Source organism: Pusillimonas sp. ANT_WB101 (assembly GCF_008369125.1).
Classification (GTDB): domain Bacteria; phylum Pseudomonadota; class Gammaproteobacteria; order Burkholderiales; family Burkholderiaceae_B; genus Allopusillimonas.
Genome location: NZ_VOAY01000001.1, coordinates 841,038 through 866,216, shown reverse-complemented (window position 1 = coordinate 866,216; position 25,179 = coordinate 841,038). Strand labels below are relative to the sequence as shown.

Below are 25,179 nucleotides of genomic sequence, written 5' to 3'. Positions count from 1 at the left end.
GCGCCGCAAAGCGCTGAAAACACCACGCACCTGCAGTGTTCCAGTACTATTTTCTGTGCAATCCAGCTTAATGGTTTTACTGCAAGGAAACGCCATGGTCGATCCCTCTCACTCCTCCCGCCCTGAAAAACTGGCTGCGGCCCTCAGCGCCCTAAGCGCACAGTGGGGCTGGTTTGTCGCACTTGGCCTGGTCATGCTAATACTTGGCATCGTCGCGTCAAGTTACGTACTGAGCGCAACGCTGGTTAGCGTTCTGTTCGTCGGTATTTTGATGCTGATTGGTGGGATTTCACAATTGCTGCACGCCTGGCGCATCAAAAACTGGAGCAACTTTCTTTTCTGGACCGTTGCGGGCGTGCTCTATGCAGGTGCAGGCCTGCTAGCCATCATCAACCCTATGGCAGGTGCCAGCCTGATCACGCTGCTGCTGGGCGCCACTCTCATCGGCACCGGCGCGCTCAGACTATGGATCTGGTACAACAACCGCGGCCAGCAAGGCTGGCAGTGGCTGGCTTTTTCGGGGTTTATTACCTTGCTCGCAGGCGTGGTGATCGCCATAGGCTGGCCGGGCAATAGCGCATGGCTGCTGGGCCTGCTGCTTGCTCTCGACCTGATGTTCCAGGGCTGGACACTGATGTTTTTGGGGTTTGCACTACGCAGGCAGCGCCGACAATAAAACATGCGCGCCAGACATGGGCGCAAGTAACGCGGGTCTTAAACCGCATAAACAGCCATGTCCCCCTTTTATACACGTCCGCACGCCATCATGCCTGCCTGAATAACTGCGCTTTGCATTCGATCAAATCTTTATCGCGTTATGCACAGGTAGCTTGCCTTTGATCGCGGGCGCGACTATCTTTAGACACGTAACGCGCTCAATGGAAGTTTCAGATGAAATACGTTGATTACTATCAGGTACTGGGTGTCAGTCGCGACGCCTCACTCGACGATATAAAAAAAGCCTATCGCAAACTGGCACACAAATATCATCCCGACGTTTCCAAAGAGGCAGACGCCGAAGACCAGTTCAAGCAAATTGCAGAGGCGTATGCCACGCTCAAAGATCCTGAAAAACGGCAGGCGTACGACAACCTGGGCCGTCATCCCCAAGGCGAAGAATTTGTACCGCCGCAAGGCTGGCAACAGGGTTTTAACGAAGGCTATGGTAATTTTGCCGACGTCGATCTGGCTGACCTGATGGCGGCGTTTGCCGCTGCCCAAGGAGGTGGCAAGCATCACACCCGACGTGGCATGCGGGGCGAAGACTTCGAAATCACTGTGCCCGTCACTCTTGAACAAATATATAGTGGCGCCGAAACCGATATTACAGTGGCTCTGCCAGAACTGGACGAGCACGGCCTCATGCACCGTAGGCCACGCACATTTCGGGTTCAGGTGCCCAAGGGCGCCGCTGATGGCCAGCGCCTGCGCTTGCCCGGAAAAGGCGGGCCAGGCCTGAATGGCGGTAAAAACGGCGACCTCTACCTCATTATGCGGCTACAGCCTCACCGCCTGTTTCGCGTAGATGGCCAAGACCTTTTCATAGACCTTCCGCTGGCCCCCTGGGAAGCCGTATTAGGTGCGGTGGTGCAGGTTCCTACCCCCGGCGGTCAAGTTGAGCTTACCGTGCCTGCCGGCACAACCTCCGACCGCAAACTAAGGCTGTCTCGCCGCGGCCTGCCTGGCGCCCAGGGCGCCCCTGGCAACCTTTATGCACAGGTGCGTATTGATGTTCCCAAACAACCCACCGCGCGCGAACTTGAACTCTTTAGCCAGATGGCAGGAGAGTCGGCCTTTGACCCCCGTGCGCAGTTGTATGCAGGAGCCTGATCATGACACTACACATTACTGAAAGCGTATGGCTTAATGCGTCTGATATCTGTTCACTAGAGCATATTGCAGAGGTATCGGGGCTCAGCCAGGAAGACATCCTCGACCTGGTGCACACCGGAGTGTTGCCCCCCTCAAACCAAGACCGCGGCAACTATTTTTTTCATACCGAATGCGTGGTTATTGCTCACCGGGCGAGACGCTTGCGTGACGATTTTGAGCTCGACACGCAAGGCCTCGCTGTTGCCATGCGGCTGTTGCGCCGGGTTGATGAACTCGAAACCGAACTCACCAACCTTAAAAGTCGGCTTTTGCGCGCAAAGCGTTAAACCGCTGCTTCTTATTCGTCTGACTTCCCGGGCTGATAAATGGAGATTGAAAACCCGTCCCATCCCTTTACGCCTACGGTTTGTATGGCCGTGCTGTCCAGCCGGCTGTCTTCGGCCATTCGTTTTATAAACCGACGCACACCTTGCACATCGGCCTCGTTATTATCGGGGTCAGCGACACCGCCCTTGCGCACCACGTTATCGCCAATAATAACCGCGCCAGGCCTGAGCAGCTTTAGTACGCGCTCAAGGTAAACGTCATTATTTTCTTTGTCGGCATCAATAAACACAAAGTCGAAAGGCTGAGCGCCCTGGTCGATAAGAAGGTCGAGTGAGTCTACGGCGGCGCCTTCCATAACCTGGACTAATTCGGAAAGCCCCGCACTTTCAATGTTTTGACGGGCCAGTTCGGCATGCAGGCGACTACCCTCAAGAGAGACTAGCGTTCCGCCACTGCCCAACGCCCGCGCCAACCAAATGGTGCTGTAGCCCGCCAATGTGCCGATCTCGAGAATACGCTGCGAACCGTGCAGACGCACTAACAGATTAAGCAGCTTGCCCTGAGTGGGTGCCACGTGAATGGCAGGCAAGCCATGTTCGGCGCTGCTTCTAAGCACCATATCCAGCACCGGGTCGTTGCCGACCAGGGAGTCTGCAAAATAATCGTCGACGCGGGACCAGGTTTGCTGAGTAGTGTGTAGATCCATGATTCTCTCTTACAGAAGAAAAAGCGCGCATCGGCCTGTGCGCAAAAATGACCGAGTCGCGTCGCCCTATTAATTGTTTACGACTTGATGAAACCAGCTCGCACGGACTTGTGACTATACGTGACCATGCGTAATATTTACGTGCGGGTTATAAGACAGGTTGATCTGCATCAATTGTTATAACGCTGATTCAGGATCAAATAAGCATATAGAATGTTTATGTCTATAAGACCTTATTCTGTACCTTTTTGTTTTATCGGAGAATTAATATGCTTGTCAAAGCCACGTTTGCCGCACTACTTTCGGTCATGACCCTGCCCGCCTTTGCCGCCGATTGCGCTGTTACTGTCGAAAGCAATGATGCAATGCAGTTCAACACGAAAGAAATCGTGATTGACAAAACTTGCAAAGACTTCACAGTCAAGCTCCTTCATGTGGGCAAGCTTCCTGCAGCGGCCATGGGCCACAACTGGGTGCTCACCAAAGAAGCCGACAAGCAGGCCGTGGCCACCGAAGGCATGAAAGCCGGCGCCGCCAAAGACTACGTCGATGACGCAGACCCGCGTGTTCTGGCACACACCAAAGTTATTGGTGGCGGCGAAGAAACTTCAGTAACCTTCGACGTATCCAAGCTTTCTGCGGATGAAAAATACAACTTCTTCTGCTCCTTCCCTGGCCATTACGCCATCATGCACGGCGTAGTTAAGTTGTCGGATTAAGCTGGCTAGCCCAGCGGCCTGAACCCGTGCGGTCTACGTTGCGGGTTCACTGCTTAGCTGATCCAACCGCCTGGCGATCACACACGTGTACGTCAGGCGTTTTTTTGTCGGCAGCCAAGCCATCGATAATGGGGCAATCAGGCCTGTTATCGCCATGACAATGCTCTACCAGGTGTTGTAATTGGTCGCGAATTGACTGCAGCTTGCGTATGTCTTCATCCAGTTCATCAATATGTTTTCTGGCAAGCTTTTTGACATCGGCGCTTTGTCTGGCGGTGTCTTCCCATAAACCCAGCAGCGTTCGAATACGCTCAAGCGAAAACCCCAGTTCACGCGAACGCTTAATAAAGCCCAGCGTCTGAACTTCATGGTAGTCGTATACCCTGTAACCCGCAGCCGTGCGCTGTACTGGCCGCATCAGCCCTATACTTTCATAATACCGAATCATTTTCGGGCTTATCCCTGAGGCCGTAGCCGCTTCGCCGATATTCATGATGGGTCTCCCGGTACGCTAAAGATATTGACGTTGACACTATGGCAACGTTTAAGCTTATTAAACCAAATCTGTTGGCATGCTGCCGACGCCTTTCTTCTGGAGCCGTGTATGTTTGAATTCGAAGTTAACGATATGACCTGTGGCCATTGCGTCGGCGCAATCACCAAAGCGCTCAACGCCGGTGCGCCTGGCGTGGTGCCTGAGTTTAATGTAGAAAGCCATCGTGTCACCGTCAGCGGCGCCAGTGATGCGGAAGCTATTGCGACAATTATTCGCGAGGCCGGATACTCGCCAGTACGAGTTAAGTAAGCCGTTACACCTCAAATAAAGCACCTGGGCCGGGTCGGGGCATTGCCCTCACCCGGCCTTGTCGTATCCTGCCTTGCCTTACTTGCCTTTGCCTTGCCCACCCATAGCTTGTCCTGTCTTGTCCTGTCTTAGCTAGGCTATGCTTGGCTAGTCTCTTCGAAGCTTGCCTTACCTTGCCCAGGCTAGCCTTTCCTGGTCTTGTCTAGCGTTGCCCTAAGTATGGCGGTGCGGCACAAAGCGTTTCAGACGCAAGGCATTACCCACAACAAACACGCTAGACATAGCCATTGCGCCTGCGGCAAAAATAGGTGACAGCAAAACCCCGTTGATAGGGTACAGCACCCCGGCAGCGATCGGAATTAACGCGGTGTTGTAGGCAAAGGCCCAGAACAGATTCTGACGAATATTTGCCAGCGTAGCCCGCGAAATATCAATGGCTGCAGTTACCCCGCCCATATCGCCTGACATCAACACCACATCGGCTGCTTCCATGGCAATATCGGTGCCCGTACCAATGGCAATACCGATATCCGCAGCAGCCAGCGCCGGCGCATCATTAATGCCATCGCCTACAAAGGCCAGCATGCCATACCGCTGTTTCAGCGTATTAATCGCCTCTACCTTGCCATCAGGCATCACTTCGGCGATGACTTCATCAATACCCAGCTGACGGGCAATGGCCTCGCCCGTGCGGCGGCTGTCGCCCGTAACCATGACAACCTTCAGCCCCATGCCGTGCATGGCCTGAATGGCCTGGGCCGTTGAGGTCTTGATAGGATCTGACACGGCAATCATGGCAGCAAGTTGGCCGTCAATGGCCGCATACACAGGGGTTTTGCCTTCTTCGGAAAGGCGTTGCACCTCAGTTGAAAATACCGCCACATCAATGTTCAGCGATCGCATGTAGCGTTCAGCCCCGACCTGCACCAGTACGCCCTCGGTTTGTGCAACGATGCCTGCGCCGGTTTGCGTGGAAAACGCCGTGGCGGGTGCCAGCGACAGCCCTTCCTGTTGCGCGGCCTGCACAATGGCCTGTGCAATGGGGTGTTCTGAACGGGCCTCAACCGCCGCAACCTGTCGCAATACAGAAGTACGATCAAAGCCGGCTGCCGTGATGAAATCTGTAAGAGCCGGCTTGCCTTCAGTCAGCGTGCCTGTTTTGTCGACCGCCACAACCCGCGCATCGCGCAGTGCCTGCAAGGCGTCGCCCTTGCGAAACAATACGCCCAATTGTGCCGCCCTGCCCGTGCCCACCATAATGGACGTTGGCGTGGCCAGCCCCATGGCGCAAGGGCAAGCAATAATAAGAACCGCCACCGCGTTAACCAGTGCAAAGGTTAGCGCTGGTGTCGGGCCTATAAGCAACCACACTAAAAAGGTTACGGCGGCTGCCGCCATCACGGCCGGAACAAACCACATCGTAATGCGATCCACCACTGCCTGTATGGGCAACTTGTCTGCCTGCGCCTGCTCCACCATACGGATAATCTGCGCCAAAACTGTGTCAGCGCCCGTCTTGGTAACCTTCAATGTCAACGCCCCGCTCTGGTTTACCGTACCGGCCACAACAGAAGCACCCTCGTTTTTCTGTGCTGGCACAGGTTCGCCGCTAATCATAGATTCGTCGATATAACTCGAACCCTCTATGACGATGCCATCAACAGGCACGCGCTCACCGGGCCGTAACGCCACCGTCTCGCCGCGACTAAGGCTGGATACACTGGCATCCGTCCACTGACCGTCGCGCAGCACTCTGGCCGTATCAGGCTGCAGCTTCATCAAGCGCTTTATAGCCTCGGACGTACGCCCCTTGGCACCAGCCTCAAGCCAGCGGCCCAATAAAATCAAGGTGACAATGACGGCGGCTGCCTCGTAATACACATTAATAGCGCTAGGAGGCAGCAAGAACGGAAAAAATGTCGCGACGACGGAGTAGGCATAAGCAGCGCCCGCGCCAAGGGCAACCAGCGAGTTCATGTCGGGCGCGCGACGCAGCAACGCAGGGATGCCGACCGTAAAAAATCGGCGGCCGGGCAACAAGAGCACCACCGTAGTCAAAACAAACTGCAGATACCAACTGTTCTGCATACCTATGGTGTTTGCAAGAAGCCGGTGCACTCCAGGAATTAAGTGCGAGCCCATTTCAAGAATAAACACCGGCAACGTCAGCAGTGCTGCCAGCCACAAGGCTTTTCTGAGTGCGTCAGCCTCGGCATCGTGACGGGCTTCAGCCTCGTCGCTGTGGCGATTATCATCAGACAGCACCTGCGCTTCATAACCTGCCTTGGCAACGGCCTGAACCAGAAGATCACCGGTAACACCAGCTTCAGCCTGGATATGCGCCTGTTCCGTGGCAAGATTGACATTGGCGCGGGCAACACCTGGCACAGCAGCCAGGGCACGCTCTACGCGTCCAACGCAGGAAGCGCATGTCATACCCTGCACCGAAAGGTCTATGGCAGCGCCCGCCGCCGTGTCGCCGCCCAGCGGCGCGCGGTCGGGTGTACGCAGAGCTTGGTCCATACTATGCACCTGAAAATAACAAGACAGTCTTTACTGTAGACCTTACCATCATGGCAAGGTCAAGGTCAGACTCGCTTGTTGCGTAATACCTCTGCGACGCCATTCATGGCGCAGAGGCATATTTAGGTGTATTAGTCGTGATTTAACCCGGGCGTCTTGCTCTGGCGTGTTGATTTCGCGTGCGCTCTCGCGCTCATGGCGGGTGCCGTAATGTAGCTCTTAAGCCCCACGTGATTATGGCGGTTGCTTTAACGCGGCCCTTAAGCCTCGCCTGCTTATGGCAGTTGCCCTAACGCGGCCTGCAAGCCTTGCGGCTTATGCGGTGAGGCCGGCAGCGTTCATAAACAATTTGAGCAAACCCGCCACCATGGCCAGCGCGACAATACTGGCACCCCAGATAAGCACCAGCCAACCCAGTCGGCGCCACCATGACAATGCAGTGATTCGCTGTTGCGCTGCAAATTGCACATTTTGCGTGTCCTGTTGGGCACATTGTGCAGGTTTCGATTGCTGGGGGCGGGATTGCGGCCGCTGCGAGATGTCCGGCGGATCAGTGATAGCCATCGTCAACCGATACCTTGCCGCGAAACACGTAATACGACCACCCCGTATACCCAAGTATCATGGGTATGATTAGCAGTGCTCCGACCAGCGTAAACCCCTGGCTTTGCGGCGGGCCTGAAGCCTGCCAGATGCTGATGTCGGGTGGAATAATATTGGGCCAAACACTAATACCTAAACCGCTATAGCCCAGAAAGATAAGAACAAGGGTAAGGATAAAGGGCCCGCCATGTGGCTCACGCCCGAGACAACGCAATAAATACCATGCAGTCAGGGCAACAAGAATGGGCACCGGCGCAAACCAGAATAAGTTGGGCAGGCTGAACCAGCGCTGGGCAATGTCTGGGTGTGTAAGGGGCGTCCAGATGCTGATGATGACGATGACACCCAGCAAGGTCCACGTTAAAGGCCGGGCCAGGCTGCGCATGCGATCGTGCAGCTCACCATGGGTTTTTAACACCAGCCAGGTACTGCCCAAAAGCCCATAGGCTACCAATAACCCCAAGCCGGTAAACACCGAAAACGGGGTCAGCCAGCCCAGCGTCCCACCGGTATAGTTGCCGTCGACCACCGGGATGCCCTGAATAAAGCCGCCCAGGGTGACACCCTGGAAAAACGTGGCACACACCGAACCGAATATAAATGCCTTATCCCACCAATGGCGCCCGGTTTCGTGAGCCTTGAAGCGAAACTCAAACGCCACGCCCCGAAAAATAAGGCCAAGCAGCATAAAAATAAGCGGCAACATAAACGCATGCAGAATCACGGCGTAAGCCAGCGGGAAAGCAGCGAGCAAGCCCGCTCCCCCCAGCACCAGCCACGTTTCATTGCCGTCCCAGACGGGGGCCACCGTATTCATCATCACATTGCGGTCATGTTCCTCTTTGAAAAATGGAAACAGAATGCCGATGCCAAGGTCGAAGCCATCCATGATGACGTACATCAGGATGCCGAACAAAATGATCACGGCCCACACTAAAGCAAGATCAATACCCATGCCGGTCACCTGCTGCCAGAAATAATGGAGTTATCCAGGCCATCGTCAGCGGCCGACAAGGGGCGCGCCGGGCGATGCACCTCATCGAGGTGGCTGCCTGATGGCTGCGGGTCAATAGCCTGGGGCCCCTGACGTATCAGCCGCAGTATATAAACAATACCCGCACCGAAAATCACAAAGTACACCAACACAAACAAGGCCAGGGTTAGCCCCACAGCCCCTGCACTGTTAGGGGTGACGGCATCGGCCGTGCGCATAAGGCCATAAATAATCCACGGCTGGCGCCCGATCTCTGTGGTAAACCACCCAGCCAGCAACGCCACCAACCCCATTGGGCCCATATACATGGCAAAACGCAGCAAAGGCCGCGAATCATAAAGCTGGCCACGCCAGCGTGCCCATGCCGCCCAGATGCCCAACCCTATCATTAGCACGCCCAGCCCCACCATGACACGGAACGACCAGAACACAATCGGCACATTAGGGCGATCTTCGGGGGCGAATTCTATCAGGCCAGGAAACTGCCCATCGTAGGTATGCGTCAGTATCAGGCTTCCCAGATGCGGAATTTCGACCGCAAAATGGTTTTTCTCTTCCTGCATATCGGGCCAGCCAAACAGCGTCAGTGGCACCGCTTCACCTGGCTGGTTTTCCCAGTGACCTTCGATCGCGGCGATCTTGGCAGGCTGATACTTGAGGGTGTTCAGGCCGTGAAAATCACCGACTACGATCTGAATAGGCGTGACGATGAGCATCATCCACATGGCCATGGAGAGCATTTTTCGTATGGCCGGCTTATCATTGCCTCGCAATAAATGCCAGGCGGCAGAGGCCCCAACCAGAAGCGCCGTAGAAAGAAACGCAGCAATGGTCATGTGCACCAGTCGGTACGGAAATGACGGGTTAAAAATAACCGCCAGCCAGTCTAAGGGAACGACGCGACCATCGATAATGCCGTAACCGGCCGGTGTATGCATCCAGCTATTGGAGGCGATAATCCAGGTAGCCGAAATGAGCGTACCCAGCGCGACCATAAGGGTGGAGAACATATGCAGCCCTGGCCCCACGCGTGACCAGCCAAACAGCATAACGCCCAGAAAGCCCGCCTCGAGAAAAAATGCCGTGAGTACTTCATACGCGAGCAAAGGGCCTGTAATACCCCCTGCAAAAGCCGAAAACTGGCTCCAGTTCGTGCCAAACTGGTAAGCCATGACCAGGCCCGACACCACACCCATGCCAAAATTAACGGAAAAAATCTTGAGCCAATAGTGATAAAGCTCACGGTATTTGGCGCGGCCTGTCTTGAGCCAACAGGCTTCAAGCACAGCGAGATAGCTGGCTAGGCCGATGGTAATGGCGGGAAAGATAATGTGGAAGGAAATCGTAAACGCGAACTGGATACGGGACAACATCAGCGCATCAAGATGCATGCGGCACTCCTACATGATGGCGTACACACGCTGAAAGTGTTGGGCATGTTGATTCAGCGACAGCGCGGCGCCGATCCAGTGTAGCGCAATTGCCAACCGTGATCGAGCAAACCCATAGGCCATTTCCCCTTGTCGCAGCGCTCGGGCATGACACTTGCTACACGTCCGGAAGAATTGTGAACAAAAGGAGAAAGAACATGCTACGCAAAGCAAGCACGCTCTATGGCTACGCCATCCAGGCGACTGACGACGAGTTGGGGAAAATCAAAGATATCTACTTTGACGACGAAAAATGGGGGGTTCGTTATCTAATCGTGCAAACGGGTTCGTGGTTCTCCCGAAAAAGTGTCTTAGTGTCACCTTACTCTGTGGTCCGCGTCGATGATGTGGATGCGGTTGTCCAGGTGTCATTAACCCTGGATCAGGTAAAAAACAGCCCTGAAATTGATGCACATGAGCCGGTTTCGCGGCGACTTGAGGGCGAGTACTCTGCCTATTACGGCTATGGTCATTACTGGAGCGGCCCCTATCTTTGGGGCGCATCGGGGTATCCTGAATTACCTTTACGCGAATCGATCGGTATAGCGCCGCCCGAATTGCGTCCTGATGAGGTTGTGGCACGCGCCAGCGACAACCCTGAAGATGCCCATTTGCGCAGCGCCGACCATATCAGTGGTTATCACATTGCCGGCACCGATGGTGAAATCGGCCATCTCGAGGACGTTATTTTTGACGATGAAGCATGGGCGATACGCTACATTTTGGTCGACACGCGCAATTGGTGGCCCGGCGGCAAGAAAGTACTGATATCGTCACAATGGATCACTCGCATAGACTGGACGGACAACGCCGTGCAAACCTCGCTAACGCGCGAGCAGATCAAAAACAGCCCTGAGTACGATGAGGACGCGCCCATTGATCGTGATTTTGAAACCCGATTGCATGCCTACTACCGCCAGCCAGGCTATTGGGACTAACGCCAGCGGCAAGGCTACTGCTTAACATGGATAAGCGTCGGTAACGCCCTGCGATAACTATGGGTATATTCCCCCGCCGACGCCGCATCTTTTAAACCGTCGCGTTGCTGCAGGCTTCATCTTCGCACCCGTCACGCTGCCTGCTCGTGATGGGTGCATTTATTTATCACCCAACGGGTAACCCCAAACCACAACACGGGTCGCATTTAAAGCGTCTTACTCTTGCCGTTTTGTCACAGCGTTACCTTTGTTATTGCGCCGTCTTACGGCCTTTTGCACTGAAACGACAGGTGTAGGCGAACCATTCCACGTTAACTGGTAGGCCGAGCTTCTGCGCACATTGTTCACCAGAGCAGGCCGGAAGCAAACAAGATTGGTGCCCTCTGCATGCCGGACACTGGGGTATACAAGCCCCAAAGAACCGCACTCGGTAAGAAATGCAGCCAACTCTTGTGAAGCGATGTAGCTGACAGGATTCAGACAACTGCCATAGCCTTTTGCGCGGCGTATATCATGAAACTGTGCACTAAAATCAGCAAGCATCAGCTGATAGCTGACACTGTCCTGAAAATAATCGATTTCGGCATACTCCACGGTTTTGTGAAAAATAATTTCGGCCAGCGCTGTTTCTGCATCAAACGCGCAATACCAGGCCCCACGACTGCCGTCATTAAACCGACTGCCTTCGGGGCGCGCGTAGGTAAACGCCGCGTTAATAATACGAAAATTGGGCACGCCAAATACCAGTTCATCAATACCAATGCCCGGGCGTGCACCTCGCTCGGCCGCCAGTCGCTGATTGGTGGCATTATCAAGCTCGAATAATTCTTGCAAATGTGCCTGATTATCAGCCAGCGCGCTTAATACAGAATCTTCTTCGTCAACAAAACGCGAAGGCAGCAAGCGACAGGTATCGACCAGCCGCATAGCCGTTAGCGGCGGCTCACGCCAGCCTGGTCTGTGTGGGTTAGATGCGGGCATGGGCGGTTACATGCCGCCGCGGCGTGCATCCAGCAGTTGTCGGAGAGTCTGCATGGCAGGCAAGCCGCCCTCTAGCATAAACGCCAGCGGGGTTTTGCCGCCAAATAGCAGGTTGCGGTTAGGCATGCCAACCCATTGATCCGCCAACTTACTGCCATACAAAATATGCAAGGCTTTGTAGATGCCCAGCAGGTATGAAATACGTGTAATTCGGTCAACCTCGAGCACACGCGCCGGCTTTTTTTTCCATTCGTAAAATGTACTGCTCGAAAGCCCGCCAAGCAACGTGCAGGCGTCTTCATCACGAAGCTGCCAGGCTTGGGCAAGCTTGAAAAAACCTTTAAGTGCCGAAGCCGTCAACCTTTCGCGGGAGGCCCGGTGATTAAGGTCTGGTACAACGGCAGGTTCAAAACGGCTGAGGGGGTATGCGTAGGCAAAACTCATTATTTTCTCCGATTACGGATAGTTTACTCTCCGTACACGGAAAACGCCATGCCGATACACCGGTTCACGCAGCCAGAAGGATCACGCCAGCAATGATAATGACACAGCCCATAATGCGTGCGGGCGACGCTTTTTCCTTTAGTATGAAAAAACCTGCAATCGTGCCCATCATCATCGACATTTCCCGCAGCGGTGCGATCAAACTGACGTTGCCGCCCATCTGATAGGCATAAAGCACCAAAATATAGGCCAAAGGCGAGAGCAGACCAACAATAAACGCATAACGCCACTTCCCCTGCATCTGCACCATCATTGTTTTGCGTCGCACAATTGCTCGAGGCGTCATGAGAATGACACTGCCCAGCGCTGACAGCCAGTCGAGCACCACCGGCGCGACCAGCAAAACTTTCACGCTATATGCATCGACGAGCGTGTACAGCGCGATGAAAAAACCGATGAACAACCCCCAGCGTATGCCCTGCATGGCCGCCGGCGTCAAAAAGCGACGCAACTGCCCACCTGATGCAATCAGCATAATGCCTGCGACAACGCAGGCAATGCCCAAAAGCCCTGAACCTGATGAATGCTCACCAAGCAAAATGAATGCGCCCAGGCTGGACAGCAAAGGCCCGGTACCTCTGGCAATGGGATACACGACAGACAGGTCGGCAACCTGATAGCCGCGCTGTAGGCATAGGCTGTAGGCCAAGTGCAGTACGCTGGCCAGAACAACAAACAGCACCACCGTAGCATTCCACTGCATGCCGTCGAACCACAAAATATAGGCCACCCACGGCGCGTAAAGCACCATGGAAATTAATCGATAGGTAAAAACAAAGTCACCGGCAGCACCGGCGGCTTTTTTAGACACAAGATTCCATGTGGCGTGTAGTGCGGCTGCGCACACAACCAGCAGAAACGCTTCAAGCGTCATAGCGAAGTGTCACTGATGGGCTATCAGCCCTAGTTGTCATGAACGGGTGCGATTAAAGAATCTCTTCGACAACCGGGGCAGGCCTGCACAGACGGCTACCTTTTTCGGTGCAGACAAAAGGCCTGTTCATAAGAATGGGGTGTTCGACCATGGCATTGAGCAGTTGCTCGTCGGTAAGGGCCGGGTCGGCCAGCCCCAGTTCTTCGTATATCGATTCTTTAGCCCGCATGGCGTCACGAACGGTTAGCCCGGCATCACGAATGAGCGAGGCCAATGCTTCACGCGTTAGCGGTGTTTTCAGATATTCAATGATTTCAGGTTGCAGCCCACGGTCTTGAAGGGTTTGCAGAACCGTTCGTGAAGTGCCACAACGAGGGTTATGATAGATTTTGGTCATGGATGTCGACACACGCCTTCTATTGCTAAAAAAGTACATGTTAGCCGAGTTTTACACAAGGATTTGCCATGATGAATGCAACCCGGGCAGTATTTTTACGAAATGCCCTACTGGCTTGCGCCGTGATTTTTTCTGGCCCAGCCGCTGCCCAACTTAAACCCGGCCAAGCCGCGCCTGGCTTTACACTTGAAGCCACGCTCGCAGGCGAAGCCTTTCCATTCAGCCTGGACGACGCCCTTAAAAAAGGCCCGGTTGTACTTTACTTTTACCCGGCGGCATTTACCAAAGGCTGCACCATCGAGGCGCATAACTTTGCCGAGGCCATGAGTGACTACCAACAGGCGGGCGCAACCGTTCTCGGCATATCGGCCGATGATCTCGAAAAACTAAAAGAATTTTCTGTCAGTGCCTGTCGCGGCAAGTTTGCCGTGGCCTCAGACGTTGATGCCAAAGTCATCAAGGCCTATGGTGCCCAGAGTGCTTTCATGCCCGATAAGGCAAGTCGCATTTCGTACGTGATTACACCTGACCACAAGGTTTACTATAGCTATCAAAGCGGCAGCCCAGATGAGCATGTGCCTCGCACGCTGGCAGCTGTCCGGCAATGGGCTGCCGCCAAACAGTAAGTAGCGGCCATGCACGTTTCTCATACCATTACCAGGAAGCTTTATCGATGATAGACCTGTATTACTGGACGACGCCCAACGGGCACAAGATTACGATGTTTCTTGAAGAAACCGGTCTGCCGTACAAAATCTTTCCCATCAATATCGGAAAAGGCGACCAGTTTGCGCCGGAATTTCTGCAAATATCGCCCAACAATCGGATTCCAGCCATTGTTGATCATGAGCCCGACGGCGGCGGCGCACCTATTTCTATCTTTGAGTCAGGCGCCATTCTTCTTTACCTGGCCGAAAAATCCGGCCAGTTTCTTCCCCCCACATTGCGAACGCGTACCCAAGTATTGCAGTGGCTATTCTGGCAAATGGGTGGCCTGGGCCCTATGGCCGGCCAAAACCACCACTTTAGTGGTTATGCTGTCGAAAAACTGCCCTACGCCATAGACCGCTATGTGCGCGAAACAGCGCGCCTTTACGGGGTACTGGACAAACAACTGGCCAAGGGTGAATTCATTGCGGGCGACTATTCTATCGCCGACATGGCCTGCTACCCCTGGGTTGTGCCCCACACACGGCAAGGTCAAAACCTGGATGATTTCCCCCACCTAAAGCGCTGGTTCGACACAATCGCCAACCGCCCTGCCACGCAACGTGCGTACGCGCTTGCAGAGAAAATTAATACTGGCCCATCGGTTAGCGATGAGGAATCCCGCAAAATTCTGTTCGGTCAAGATGCCAACACAGTCAGATAAATGCGGCCAGCCCAGGAGATGAACTACATGTTGGAAACCCATTTCATGCCGTCAGCCGGCCCGCGATACGGCATTGCCCGGCAGAAGCCTGAACCAGCCCTGGCTTTGGCGGGTGTAAAAGCACAAGCCACTGGTTACGCCAGCATCGGGCTTACAGGAAAGCGTTTGTCGTGGCGCTCATTTGCCACCTTGAGAGCCTTTGGTATGCAACGAGCACGCAAACTGGCGCTGGCACTCGCGGTCTGCGGCCTGGTTGGTGCCTGCGCCAGCCCGCCAGCTAATATTTCACGCATACCCGTTCAAACAGGTCAGGAAACCAGCAAAGATGGCCTGTTCACACAGCCCGTTAAATGGGAGCACAGCAAGCCAGGCTGCAAGGGCGACTGCCCAACGATAAAGGTCGATTCCATCGTCTTTCCTGGTAACCCAAAACTGAGCGATCTCGTCGATAACGCGCTGGCCTATATGACAGGCATCGGCAACAGTAATGTGCCAACCTATTCAAACATTGCAGAATACGAACAATACTTCTGGAAAACAGCAGCACCGCGCGACTCTACCCTGCTGTCGGCCCGAACCCGCTATCGCAACAGCAGCCTCACAGTCGTTGAGCTGGATACCTGGCAGTACATGACGGGTATGGCGCATGGAATTTCGGCGACCCAGTTTCTTAATTGGGATAACAAAACGGCCAAGGTGTTGAGCCTGGCCGATGTGTTGCGCCCGGGCCAACGCCAGGCTTACAACGCTGCCCTTAAAGAAGCGCATTCCCGCTGGCTGTCGGCCAACCCGGAGCTTGTCGGCGACCTAGACACCTTTGTCAGGCAGTGGCCGTTTCAGGAGAGCACCAACTACGCTTTTACCGACCGGGGCCTGTTGATCAAATATGATTCTTACCAGATCGCGCCTTATTCTGCCGGGCAGCCAGAGTTAGTCATTCCGTACGATAGCCTGCGCGGCATTCTCAAGCCTGAGTTTTTGCCTTCTTAAGCCATAAAGTTGGCTGTGGGTTGCTGCAACAGCATGGTTACAACAACCCGCAGCAGCAAAAGCAATGGGTCGCTGGCCGGAGCTTTATGCACCTGGACGGATCTTCAAGCGCCTGGACGGTGCTGCGCACGGTAAGTTATTTTTTCTTTCCGCAATGGCGAGCTACGTATGCAAGCAGCCCCCATCGTTTTGCAAATCTACGATTAAGACAGCCCCTTCGTCGCTTTGCAAAACGATGTTTGAGGCAGCGCCACCGGCCTATTGACCAGGTGGCGTTTCCCCACTGACAGATGGTGAATGTACTTAATTTGAACAAAAGCAGGCTATTAACCTACACTGTTTTTCAGGGCTTAGTGTTCAGCCGGCTTATCAAAGCGATCCAGATTAAAGTAGCGTGATGAGGGCGATTCAGCAGATACCGCTGCCGCATTTGTATCGTCACGCTCTGATGCCGACTGGCTTGCCTGAGACTCGGGCGCACTTCCGGGCTGATCGCGCGTAACAGTACTGTCAGTGCCGCCGGCCACTGGTGCAGATGCACCACCCTGGCGTTGAACATTGCGGCTAGCCAGCTCTGAGGCCGTCAGGTCGTCGAGTTTTTTGGCCAATGACGTATTTTTTTTGTGCCGTGCCCAATCAGCGGCATCCCATTTATTGAGATTTTGCATGGTGACATCAGCGCCCTGCTCTAGCAGATAACGCACAACAGGCTCACTGCCGGCGTACGCTGCCATCATCAGCGCAGAAGTGCCGTCAGGAGCCTGTGCGTTAACAATTGCCTTGTTGGCGACCAGCATTTTCACCGTCTCCAGACGCCCCTTTGAGGCCGCATACTGCAACGGCGTCCACCCGCCAATCCGGTTGACCAGCGCACCACGCCGTATAAGCTCTTGTGCTCGCTTGGTTTCTCCCAACACTGCCAGGTACATCAGCGGTGTTTCGCGATGAATGTTAATGGCATTGAGCACCGTGCCCCTATCATTTAATAGCACATCATAGACGTCCCAGGCGCCGTCCCGGATGGCCTGCATTATGGCAGGTTGCCCATCGGGGCTGACGGCGTTGGGGTCTGCCCCTTTGGCCAGCATGGTTTTGACCTCAGCAGCACGATTGTTGGTGATGTTTACCCACCAGCCTGCCGGGTTTGCACCATACGCGACCATACACACCAACAGACCAGCCAATGCAAGGCTCGCCCGGGCACCCGAAGATAAACGAGCGCGGCTGCCCGTCGCCACATGGAGTTCTGCCTGATGGTTGGGGTCAAAGGCGGCAAGTTTACGGGTCATGCGGTCTCCAGAAGCAAAATAAATCATACAGATAAAACAACGGGGTAAAAGGAATACGTCGGGGTAAAACAAACTGGGCAAGCAAAACCACCTGCCCCGAACAAGCTATTAATAAATACGACTTCATCATGCTTTGCACGGCGAAGTGTTGTTCCTACTTACACAGCCATGTGCCGCTCCTACCTGCGTAGCCCATGATCGGTATCGGTATCGGTATCGGCAAGATTAAAAACGACAAGAGCCAGGAACAACAACAACAACAACAACAACAACAACAACAACAACAACAAACAGCAATTGGCAATCGGTAAACAAAAGCCAGATGCTATATGCCTCAAACCAGAAATCAGAAATCAGAAATCAGAAATCAGAAACATTAAACCAAATAAATCAATGCATTAGGTTAGATATATCACTATTTACATTAATCAAATTCACCCAAAAATTAGGTGTTTAAGAAGCAAAATCATATAAAATACTTTAGATTATCAACATTAATAAGTTGATATATATATTTGATTTAAAACAACTTATTTTTTAAAGCATAATTCAATAATTAACTTTAAATATTTAGCATGAGGTTATCTCTTTATCTTATTGAATAACTTAAAGAAATTGTCAGTTGTAGCCTGACCAACCTCTGCAGCAGTTATACCGCGCAAATCAGCTATTTTTTCGGCAACATGCATCACCTTGGACGGGTCGTTAAGCTTGCCTCGGTGCGGCACAGGTGCCAGATACGGTGAATCAGTTTCAATCAACAAGCGGTCCAGCGGCATTTTGCGTGCCAGCTGCTGCAGATCTTCTGCCTTCTTGAACGTAACAATGCCCGACAGTGAAATATAAAAATTAAGATCCATGGCTGCCCGGGCAACTTCCCACGACTCTGTGAAGCAGTGCATTACCCCGCCCACTTTGTCAGCGCCCTCTTCCTTCATGATGCGCAGTGTGTCTTCGCTGGCTGACCGGGTATGAATAATAATCGGTAGCCCGCTTTCACGGCTGGCGCGAATATGTGTACGAAAACGTTCGCGCTGCCACTCAAGAGGCTCTTCAAGGCGAAAATAATCAAGCCCGGTTTCACCCAGTGCAACCACCTTGTCAGACTGCCCCAGCTCAACCAGTTGAGCTACCGTAGGCTCTGGGGTGTCTTGGTAATCAGGATGAACGCCTACCGACGCATAAAGATGATCGTGCGGCTCGACCAAAGCCATCAAACCCGGCCAATCAGGCATGCACACGCTGACGACCAGCGCATGGCTAACCTGATTTTGCGCCATGCGCTGCAAAATCTCGGGCAAATTAGCTGCAAGTTCAGGAAAATTAAGATGACAGTGAGAATCTACATACATAGAAGTGCTTGTGACAAAAAGAATGAAAAGAGGTGAAAGCCCAACACATGGCCTAGACTACCCTCAGTGTAGGGCTATTTTAAGCCTGTGGTGCGCAGGCAAGCGCCGCCCGTTGCAAGGCGCTGTGCACAAATAGCTTGGCGTTGAGCGGATGACCAGCTACGGCGCGCTGCTGATTCAACCATTTGGCCGTATCGGCCAGGTTGGCGCGGGAGGCCCGGTCGGCAATACGCACCGTCTGCTTGCTAATGGACGGGTAGTATCGAACTGAGGCCTGCGATGCCGCCAGCAACAGATCAAGAAAAAGCCGTTGCAGCGCGTCAATCCAGACCTCAGGCGAGGTTTTTTCGAGCTGATCGGCCAACGGCCCGATATCGGCGGTTGGCCCCGACATAACTGCCGCCGTAAAATCTTGCAGCCAAGCCGGACAAGGGCTACCTCCCGCCTCGGCCATGGTCTGTGCCAGCAGTGGCGCCCCTCCTGCAGCAGCCAGCCAATCAGAAGCCTGGTCAACCCCCTGTTGTTTCAGCCAGCTTAAACTCTCTTGCGGCCCCGGCACAGACAGCGGCAAGCGTCGGCAGCGCGAAACCAGGGTTGGGAGCAAACGATCTGGGGCATCGGCCACCAGCAGAAACACGGTATGAGCCGGAGGCTCTTCGAGCACCTTTAACAGTGCATTAGCGGTAATCTGATTCATGGCCCTGGCCGGGTATATAACCGCGACCCGCCATCCGCCGCGATGCGTGGCGGTATTAAACCACCCCCCGAGCGCTCGCAATTGATCAACACGTATTTCTTTAGAAGGTGCTTTTTTAGTGGCCCCCGTCTGCGCGCTTTCTGCGTCATTCAGACCCGCCCCCTCTTCAAAGGCCACGGCGTCGGGCCGGATACGACGAAGATCAGGGTGATTACCGTGTGCCAGCCACTGGCAGGCCACGCAATGGCCACAGGCTAGACCCTGCGCCGGAGACTCGCACAGCAGGCTACCCGCAGCAGCCAGCGCAAACTGCCGCTTGCCAATGCCAGGCAGCCCGTGAATCAGCCAGGCATGGGCGAAGCGCTCGCGCTGCGACAGCCATTGTCGTGCAGGTGCTTCATGCCAGGGGAGAAATGACACAAGATCACTCATGGCGCATCGCCTTCTTGCTCGAATCGACCTATGAGCCAGGGCACATGAGTGCTTTTACCCGCGCCATACTTTTGTATGGCTTTCAATGTAAACCACTGAGAACTTAAATTGGTGAGTGTGGATAGATTAGCAAGAACTCTACTCAACAAAGAGCTTTTCACGTTAAATGTCATTACGCCTACGCACATACTCACAGCTAATCACCCGAAAAATGCAAACCCTAAACTAGACCGCCAAGCTTCTTGGCATTGTAAACGTAATGAAAGCCGTTCTCTGGCCATTAGCGACTTGATGCAGGCGTCCCTATGTAAACCACATGAAAGAGTCATCAATTGGGCAGCATGCATGCTTTATGCTGACGCTCACTAAGCGACCACTCGACTATATCTGCGAAAAATGCGCCAATCGTTTCACGAAGTGGCAACATATCGCAATGCTGGGTTCGCTGTGCAACACTGCAATTGCCATAGCGACCTCGCGCCCTTTGATAAAGCGCGCACTTTTCCCATCCAACTATCCTCCTGTCGCTTGAGACAGGCGCAGGCATTTATGGAGCATGAAAGCATGACGGATTCCACCGAGTACACACCGCCGAACGTCTGGACCTGGAACAAACCTAATGGGGGCACCTTTGCGAGCGTCAACCGACCGATCGCAGGGCCTACCCACGACAAGGCGCTACCAGTCGGGCGCCACCCGCTGCAGCTGTATTCGCTCGCCACGCCCAACGGCCAGAAAATTACGATCATGCTGGAAGAGCTGCTGGCCCTCGGGCACACGGGTGCCGAATACGACGCATGGCTTATCCGCATCGGCGACGGTGACCAGTTCGGCAGCGGCTTTGTCGACGTTAACCCAAATTCCAAGATCCCCGCCCTAATGGACCACTCGGGCCCAGAACCTGTGCGGGTGTTCGAGTCCGGTGCCATTCTCGTCTATCTTGCCGAAAAATTCGATGCCCTGATACCGACGGCGCAGCCCGCGCGCGCCGAGTGCCTGTCCTGGCTGTTCTGGCAGATGGGCAGCGCACCTTATCTGGGCGGCGGCTTCGGCCACTTCTATACCTATGCGCCAGTCAAGATCGAATACGCTATCGATCGATACGCGATGGAGGTCAAGCGCCAGCTCGACGTGTTGGATCGCCGCCTGGCCGAAAGCGAGTACCTGGGCGGTAGCGACTACACCATTGCCGATATCGCGGTATTTCCCTGGTACGGGGGTTTGGTCAAGGGCTGGCAGTACGGCGCGGCCGAATTTCTATCGGTACAAGACTACACGAACGTACAGCGATGGGCCGACACGATTCTGGCGCGACCCGCAGTGGCCCGCGGTCGCATGGTCAACCGCGTATCCGGCGACCCCGACAAGCAGTTGCACGAGCGCCACGACGCCAACGACTTCAACACAAAAACACAAGACAAACTTTAGAATGTCAGTCATGGACATCAGCGACAAACGTATGCTGATCACGGCAGGGGCCACTAGCTACGCGGCACATTTACCCATCGAGAAGGCACATGCAGGTTTCAGAGTTACTGGCACCCGGTCAGACAATAAGTCGTTCTCTGGCGCAGGCGCTGCTGGCCAGCAAATCCGACTATGCCGACTGCCGTTTGGAGGTAATGCCCGACAAAGGTCTGGCTCACCAGCATGTGCGCATCGTCGGTACCGGTGTGATCGCACGCATCCCCAAGCAAAGCCAGTTGAGCCTCTGCCCACAGGATAATCTGCGCTACCAGGCGGCCGCGTTCAGGCGAGTTTCGCGTGGTGGCCATGCGCCAAAGCTGATCGATATTCTGCTGCCTGGCCCATCGCTACCGCGCGGGGCCTTACTGGTCGAGGAAATCATCGGAACTACACCTAGCTTGCCCGCCGATCTCGGTGCCATTAGCCGCGCCATGGCCAGTTTTCATGCTCTGCCGTTGCCTATTGAGGCCGAACGTGCGCCACTACGGCACTCAATCGATCCTTTGAAGGATATGCTCGATGAAATCAGTCAGCAGGCGGTATTTTTAGATCAGGCGTGCCTCTCACCCATCAGCCTTCGGGAAATACGTCAGGGGCTACAAAATCTGGCCCAGCGCTGCGAGGCGCATGCTCGGCCGCCCCGGCGTCTAATTTCATTTGACACACATCCCGGTAACTTTCTAATAACACCCAACCACGTGGCCATTCTGGTGGATCTGGAAAAGGCACGCTATAGCTATCCCTCGTTTGATCTCGCACACGCCACGCTATATACGTCAACAACCTGGGATACCGAGACCTACGCCGAACTGACCCATGAACACGTACTATCGGCCTATACCGCCTGGGAAGACGCCATGGATGCCGCCACGGCTAAGGCCACTCGCGGCTGGCATGGCCCCCTGCGTCTGGCTATGTGGTTGTGGTCTATTACCTGGTGCGCCAAATGGCGCCTGCTCTCGCAGCGCAAATCAGCCGAGTCTGCCACCGAAGACTGGTCTTATGAACTGAGCTCAGAATCCTTAATCAGCCATGTACGCGGGCGCGTCGACCACTATCTCAGTGCAGAAATCGTGCACCAAGTATGGGCTGAATGCCAGACACTGGAGCAGGAACTATGAAACTCTACGCAGCCAATTCAAACTATTCCAACTATCCTGGTGACTCATGATCGGGCAGACGTGCTTGATACGAACCTGCTGATCGAGCTGTAGAAACGCGTATTCTCTGAAACTCTGGGCCCTCAACGGGGATTACCTCTCGATCGTCTTCGCTGCCAGTGCGCCACGATGAACCAGCCCGCCAGCAGACAGAGCGTTATCACCAACGACACCCACAGGGGCAGCGCCATCACCCGGTCCCCCGCAGTAGCGAGCAAGATGGTCAGTGGCAAAATACCCAGACCCGTGGTCCAGAGAAAGGTCCACCATGACACCCCAGTGAGCGCAGCGGCATAATTGATGAGATTAAAGGCAATCATCGGAATAAAGCGACTCAGGAGTAAGGCAACAGCTCCCTTATCACGTGACCAATGCTCCAACACCTGTTGGTGTCGGACAGACACAAAGCGCCTAATGAAGGGCCGCCCCAATGAACGCACCACCCAAAACGCGAGCGATGCACCAATCATGGCGCCTGCCCACGTTACGACCGTGCCCCAAATCGGACCATAGACCATGCCGTTAGCGAGTGCAATGACCTCAGCGGGGAACGGCAAAAATGAATGCACGGCCATCAGCGCCATAGAGGCCAGAACACCCCATACTCCCCATGACCTGATCAGCGACACCGCGGTATCCACTGAGCCGTCAAACACCGCCAGAGGCTCACCAGACTGCACGCCCCAGAAAAAAATGCCTCCGATTGCCGACAGGACGATCAACACACCTACGAAAATTGTAAGCAGCCTCATCTAATGTCCCTGTGTCCTGTAGCAAGTGGTCCGTCTACGTAAGCGGCCTATCTCGCCAATTTTTTTGTTTAACTCTAAGAAAAGATGGTTCGATCTTACGCCTTAGTTGGTGCAGTTTCCGCCATCTGGTCAAGAAGGCCCTAAGGACGCATTACCCCAAAAAGGCGAGTTTTTCCTAGCCGGCTTCGAGCACGCCGCTACGCTGACTGTGTAACTTGATGATGGCAGCGACATCTAAACGCCGCGCAGTTTTAACTATTTCGTGCCGATAACCGATCAATGAAGTGCAGAAATAGCACAACATCACTCAGGGTGTGTCGCCTTCAATGTCACGATCATGCCGGCTTACAAGCGCATCAATCTCTGCAGCGAGGCGCGACCTTACCACTTCGATGGGAAGCGTCGAGTCAACAAGATGAAAACGATGCGGCTGCTGCTGCACACGTTGATGGTAGGCTTGACGCGTGCGCTCGAAGAACGCTTCGCCTTCTTGCTCAAATCGATCGAGCTGGCGGCTGCGTGCAAGGCGTTCACGGGCTACCTCAAGGGGCACATCAAACAGCCAGGTACGGTCAGGCTGAATACCCGGTATGGCCCATTGTTCAAGCACATGAACGGCTGACTTACCCAGCTGCCGTCCGCCGCCCTGATAAGCATAACTGGCGTCGGTAAAACGGTCGCAAACCACCCATTGCCCGGCTTCGAGTGCCGGCAAAATGACTGAATTTACATGCTCGCAGCGAGCAGCAAACATAAGCAGGGTTTCTGTTTTCAGATGCATGCTGGTTTCCAGCAGTATCTGGCGCAACTGCTCGCCAAGTGGAGTACCACCTGGCTCGCGGGTGCAGAGCACAGGCAAGCCTCTGGCCTTTAATTGATCTACAAGCCAGGGCACATGAGTGCTTTTACCGGCCCCATCCAGGCCTTCGAGGGAGATAAAACAACCTCGCGGGGTGTGCGTAGTCATTGTTTTTGTCCAAGAATGTACTTGGAAACAGCACGGTTGTGCGAGGCAAGATTGCTTGAAAACTCGCTGGTGCCGTCACCTCGTGACACAAAGTACAGAAAATCGTGGGATTCAGGGTGAACCACGGCGGCCAGCGCCGCGCGCCCGGGGCTGGCAATAGGCGTTGGCGGCAAACCGGCACGCGTATACGTATTCCAGGCAGTATCAGTTGTAAGGTCTTTTTTACGAATGCGACCCTGGTAGGCCTCACCCATGCCATAGATGACAGTAGGGTCAGTTTGCAACGGCATGCCCAGACGCAAACGGTTGATGAATACTCCAGCAACGCGCCGGCGATCTTGCTCGTGCCCGGTTTCTTTCTCCACAATCGAAGCCAGTACCAGGGCCTCATAGGGAGAAGTGAGTGGCAGCTTGGGATCTCGCTCGGCCCACAGGGTTGTAAGCATGGTTTCATGAGCCTCGTAGGCCCGGCGCAATATCTCAAAGTCGGACGAGCCCGGAACAAACACATACGTGTCAGGGTAAAACAGCCCCTCGGGTGCCTGCTGCTCGGCGCCCAGTTGCTTCAGCAATTGCTGATCAGTAACGCCTTCAAGGGTTTGCTTGACTTGAGGGGCTTCGCGCAACGCCTGCCGTATACGCTGATATGTCCAGCCTTCAACTAGGGTGAGCCTGGCCTGCGTCATGTCGCCGTTAACCATGCGTTCGAGCAGGCGGCGCGGTGAATCACCCTGCAAGGCTTCATAGGCGCCGGCCTGTATTTGTTTGTCGAGGCCGCTGAGGCGCGCCAGCAGCACGAAACCTTCTTCATTGACATCAATACCCGATTTGAGCATAAGCCTGGCAACGGCGCGAGGACTGGCACCCGGAGCAACAATGTAGTCAATGCGCTCTTGTTGCATGGTGACGGGGCTTGTTGACCAGTACCAGGCTGCACCACTGGCCGCTGCAGCAAGCAACGCCAGCATAAGCAGCGGGTAGAGAATCAGGTTTTTGATTTGTTTCATGAATAATTAAGTTTAGCGTAGTCGCTGCGCCGGGCGACAGGCAAACAGCAGCCCAAAATA

27 protein-coding genes are annotated in these 25,179 nt (G+C 54.3%); 11 read left to right on the top strand and 16 right to left on the bottom strand.

What is annotated here, in order from left to right; all coding sequences use genetic code 11:
* Positions 1–94 precede the first annotated feature (94 nt).
* The 3 genes from FQ179_RS04095 (at position 95) to FQ179_RS04085 (ending at position 2,159) form a co-directional block, all read left to right on the top strand.
* Entirely contained in the window at positions 95–676 is a 582-nt protein-coding gene (locus tag FQ179_RS04095) for an HdeD family acid-resistance protein (protein ID WP_149395980.1), read from the top strand.
* A 215-nt stretch (positions 677–891) separates the two neighbouring features.
* The gene (locus FQ179_RS04090; protein ID WP_149395979.1) at positions 892–1,830 is read left to right on the top strand and encodes a DnaJ C-terminal domain-containing protein; all 939 of its coding nucleotides are present in this window, start codon (positions 892–894) and stop codon (positions 1,828–1,830) included.
* A gap of 2 nt (positions 1,831–1,832) precedes the next feature.
* Entirely contained in the window at positions 1,833–2,159 is a 327-nt protein-coding gene (locus FQ179_RS04085; protein ID WP_149395978.1) for a chaperone modulator CbpM, read from the top strand.
* An 11-nt stretch (positions 2,160–2,170) separates the two neighbouring features.
* Here FQ179_RS04085 and FQ179_RS04080 read toward each other — a convergent pair whose 3' ends face one another.
* Positions 2,171–2,866, bottom strand: coding sequence for an O-methyltransferase (locus tag FQ179_RS04080; RefSeq protein ID WP_149395977.1), 696 nt, complete (start codon positions 2,864–2,866; stop codon positions 2,171–2,173).
* Between the two features lie 269 nt (positions 2,867–3,135).
* Here FQ179_RS04080 and azu point away from each other — a divergent pair, with 269 nt between their 5' ends.
* A complete protein-coding gene (gene azu, locus FQ179_RS04075) occupies positions 3,136–3,585 on the top strand; it encodes an azurin (RefSeq protein WP_149395976.1) in 450 nt (149 codons plus the stop codon).
* A gap of 46 nt (positions 3,586–3,631) precedes the next feature.
* Here the strand turns inward: azu and cueR are convergent, their stop codons facing one another.
* The gene (cueR, locus tag FQ179_RS04070) at positions 3,632–4,078 is read right to left on the bottom strand and encodes a Cu(I)-responsive transcriptional regulator (protein WP_149395975.1); all 447 of its coding nucleotides are present in this window, start codon (positions 4,076–4,078) and stop codon (positions 3,632–3,634) included.
* 111 nt (positions 4,079–4,189) lie between these two features.
* Between cueR and FQ179_RS04065 the strand changes: the two genes are divergently transcribed.
* Positions 4,190–4,390 (top strand): heavy-metal-associated domain-containing protein, encoded by a 201-nt coding sequence (locus FQ179_RS04065; protein WP_149395974.1) that lies wholly within the window; start codon positions 4,190–4,192, stop codon positions 4,388–4,390.
* Positions 4,391–4,603: 213 nt separating this feature from the next.
* Here the strand turns inward: FQ179_RS04065 and FQ179_RS04060 are convergent, their stop codons facing one another.
* From FQ179_RS04060 to FQ179_RS04045, 4 genes are all read right to left on the bottom strand, one after another.
* Positions 4,604–6,913: a heavy metal translocating P-type ATPase gene (locus FQ179_RS04060; protein ID WP_149395973.1), complete on the bottom strand. Its 2,310-nt coding sequence runs from the start codon at positions 6,911–6,913 to the stop codon at positions 4,604–4,606.
* Positions 6,914–7,228: 315 nt separating this feature from the next.
* Complete coding sequence (locus FQ179_RS22580) at positions 7,229–7,381, bottom strand: DUF2474 domain-containing protein (protein WP_255474823.1); 153 nt, start codon at positions 7,379–7,381, stop codon at positions 7,229–7,231.
* A gap of 82 nt (positions 7,382–7,463) precedes the next feature.
* Positions 7,464–8,471: a cytochrome d ubiquinol oxidase subunit II gene (cydB, locus tag FQ179_RS04050; RefSeq protein WP_149395971.1), complete on the bottom strand. Its 1,008-nt coding sequence runs from the start codon at positions 8,469–8,471 to the stop codon at positions 7,464–7,466.
* Between the two features lie 5 nt (positions 8,472–8,476).
* A complete protein-coding gene (locus tag FQ179_RS04045; protein WP_149395970.1) occupies positions 8,477–9,901 on the bottom strand; it encodes a cytochrome ubiquinol oxidase subunit I in 1,425 nt (474 codons plus the stop codon).
* Positions 9,902–10,098: 197 nt separating this feature from the next.
* On the opposite strand from FQ179_RS04045, the gene FQ179_RS04040 reads away from it, so the two are divergent.
* Positions 10,099–10,878: a PRC-barrel domain-containing protein gene (locus tag FQ179_RS04040; RefSeq protein ID WP_149395969.1), complete on the top strand. Its 780-nt coding sequence runs from the start codon at positions 10,099–10,101 to the stop codon at positions 10,876–10,878.
* A gap of 216 nt (positions 10,879–11,094) precedes the next feature.
* Here FQ179_RS04040 and FQ179_RS04035 read toward each other — a convergent pair whose 3' ends face one another.
* The 4 genes from FQ179_RS04035 to arsC all read right to left on the bottom strand — a co-directional run bounded on the left by FQ179_RS04035 (position 11,095) and on the right by arsC (position 13,634).
* On the bottom strand, positions 11,095–11,859 hold the full coding sequence (locus tag FQ179_RS04035; RefSeq protein ID WP_149395968.1) for an RES family NAD+ phosphorylase: 765 nt from the start codon (positions 11,857–11,859) through the stop codon (positions 11,095–11,097).
* Between the two features lie 6 nt (positions 11,860–11,865).
* Positions 11,866–12,303, bottom strand: a complete 438-nt coding sequence (locus tag FQ179_RS04030) for an MbcA/ParS/Xre antitoxin family protein (RefSeq protein WP_149395967.1) — start codon at positions 12,301–12,303, stop codon at positions 11,866–11,868.
* A 64-nt stretch (positions 12,304–12,367) separates the two neighbouring features.
* Entirely contained in the window at positions 12,368–13,237 is an 870-nt protein-coding gene (locus FQ179_RS04025) for an EamA family transporter (protein ID WP_149395966.1), read from the bottom strand.
* A gap of 52 nt (positions 13,238–13,289) precedes the next feature.
* Positions 13,290–13,634 (bottom strand): arsenate reductase (glutaredoxin), encoded by a 345-nt coding sequence (arsC, locus tag FQ179_RS04020; RefSeq protein WP_149395965.1) that lies wholly within the window; start codon positions 13,632–13,634, stop codon positions 13,290–13,292.
* A 71-nt stretch (positions 13,635–13,705) separates the two neighbouring features.
* Between arsC and FQ179_RS04015 the strand changes: the two genes are divergently transcribed.
* The 3 genes from FQ179_RS04015 to FQ179_RS04005 are packed head-to-tail and all read left to right on the top strand — an operon-like array spanning position 13,706 to position 15,996.
* Positions 13,706–14,260 carry a peroxiredoxin gene (locus FQ179_RS04015; RefSeq protein ID WP_149396900.1) on the top strand — a complete coding sequence of 185 codons (555 nt, stop codon included), beginning with the start codon at positions 13,706–13,708 and terminating at the stop codon, positions 14,258–14,260.
* 47 nt (positions 14,261–14,307) lie between these two features.
* Entirely contained in the window at positions 14,308–15,006 is a 699-nt protein-coding gene (locus FQ179_RS04010; protein ID WP_149395964.1) for a glutathione binding-like protein, read from the top strand.
* 27 nt (positions 15,007–15,033) lie between these two features.
* The gene (locus FQ179_RS04005; protein ID WP_255474822.1) at positions 15,034–15,996 is read left to right on the top strand and encodes an RsiV family protein; all 963 of its coding nucleotides are present in this window, start codon (positions 15,034–15,036) and stop codon (positions 15,994–15,996) included.
* Positions 15,997–16,346: 350 nt separating this feature from the next.
* Here the strand turns inward: FQ179_RS04005 and FQ179_RS04000 are convergent, their stop codons facing one another.
* From FQ179_RS04000 to holB, 3 genes are all read right to left on the bottom strand, one after another.
* Positions 16,347–17,285, bottom strand: a complete 939-nt coding sequence (locus tag FQ179_RS04000; RefSeq protein ID WP_149395963.1) for an ankyrin repeat domain-containing protein — start codon at positions 17,283–17,285, stop codon at positions 16,347–16,349.
* A 581-nt stretch (positions 17,286–17,866) separates the two neighbouring features.
* Positions 17,867–18,637 (bottom strand): TatD family hydrolase, encoded by a 771-nt coding sequence (locus FQ179_RS03995; RefSeq protein ID WP_149395962.1) that lies wholly within the window; start codon positions 18,635–18,637, stop codon positions 17,867–17,869.
* A 79-nt stretch (positions 18,638–18,716) separates the two neighbouring features.
* The gene (gene holB / locus FQ179_RS03990) at positions 18,717–19,766 is read right to left on the bottom strand and encodes a DNA polymerase III subunit delta' (protein ID WP_149395961.1); all 1,050 of its coding nucleotides are present in this window, start codon (positions 19,764–19,766) and stop codon (positions 18,717–18,719) included.
* A gap of 564 nt (positions 19,767–20,330) precedes the next feature.
* Here holB and yghU point away from each other — a divergent pair.
* Both yghU and FQ179_RS03980 read left to right on the top strand, forming a co-directional pair.
* Positions 20,331–21,194 (top strand): glutathione-dependent disulfide-bond oxidoreductase, encoded by an 864-nt coding sequence (gene yghU / locus FQ179_RS03985; protein WP_149395960.1) that lies wholly within the window; start codon positions 20,331–20,333, stop codon positions 21,192–21,194.
* A gap of 89 nt (positions 21,195–21,283) precedes the next feature.
* Positions 21,284–22,354, top strand: a complete 1,071-nt coding sequence (locus FQ179_RS03980; RefSeq protein ID WP_149395959.1) for an aminoglycoside phosphotransferase family protein — start codon at positions 21,284–21,286, stop codon at positions 22,352–22,354.
* A 122-nt stretch (positions 22,355–22,476) separates the two neighbouring features.
* Here the strand turns inward: FQ179_RS03980 and FQ179_RS03975 are convergent, their stop codons facing one another.
* The 3 genes from FQ179_RS03975 to mltG form a co-directional block, all read right to left on the bottom strand.
* Positions 22,477–23,145, bottom strand: a complete 669-nt coding sequence (locus FQ179_RS03975; RefSeq protein ID WP_149395958.1) for a TVP38/TMEM64 family protein — start codon at positions 23,143–23,145, stop codon at positions 22,477–22,479.
* Positions 23,146–23,452: 307 nt separating this feature from the next.
* Positions 23,453–24,112 carry a dTMP kinase gene (gene tmk / locus FQ179_RS03970; protein ID WP_149395957.1) on the bottom strand — a complete coding sequence of 220 codons (660 nt, stop codon included), beginning with the start codon at positions 24,110–24,112 and terminating at the stop codon, positions 23,453–23,455.
* Complete coding sequence (mltG, locus tag FQ179_RS03965) at positions 24,109–25,119, bottom strand: endolytic transglycosylase MltG (protein ID WP_149395956.1); 1,011 nt, start codon at positions 25,117–25,119, stop codon at positions 24,109–24,111. Before mltG ends, tmk begins: the two co-directional genes overlap by 4 nt.
* Between the last annotated feature and the right edge of the window lie 60 nt (positions 25,120–25,179).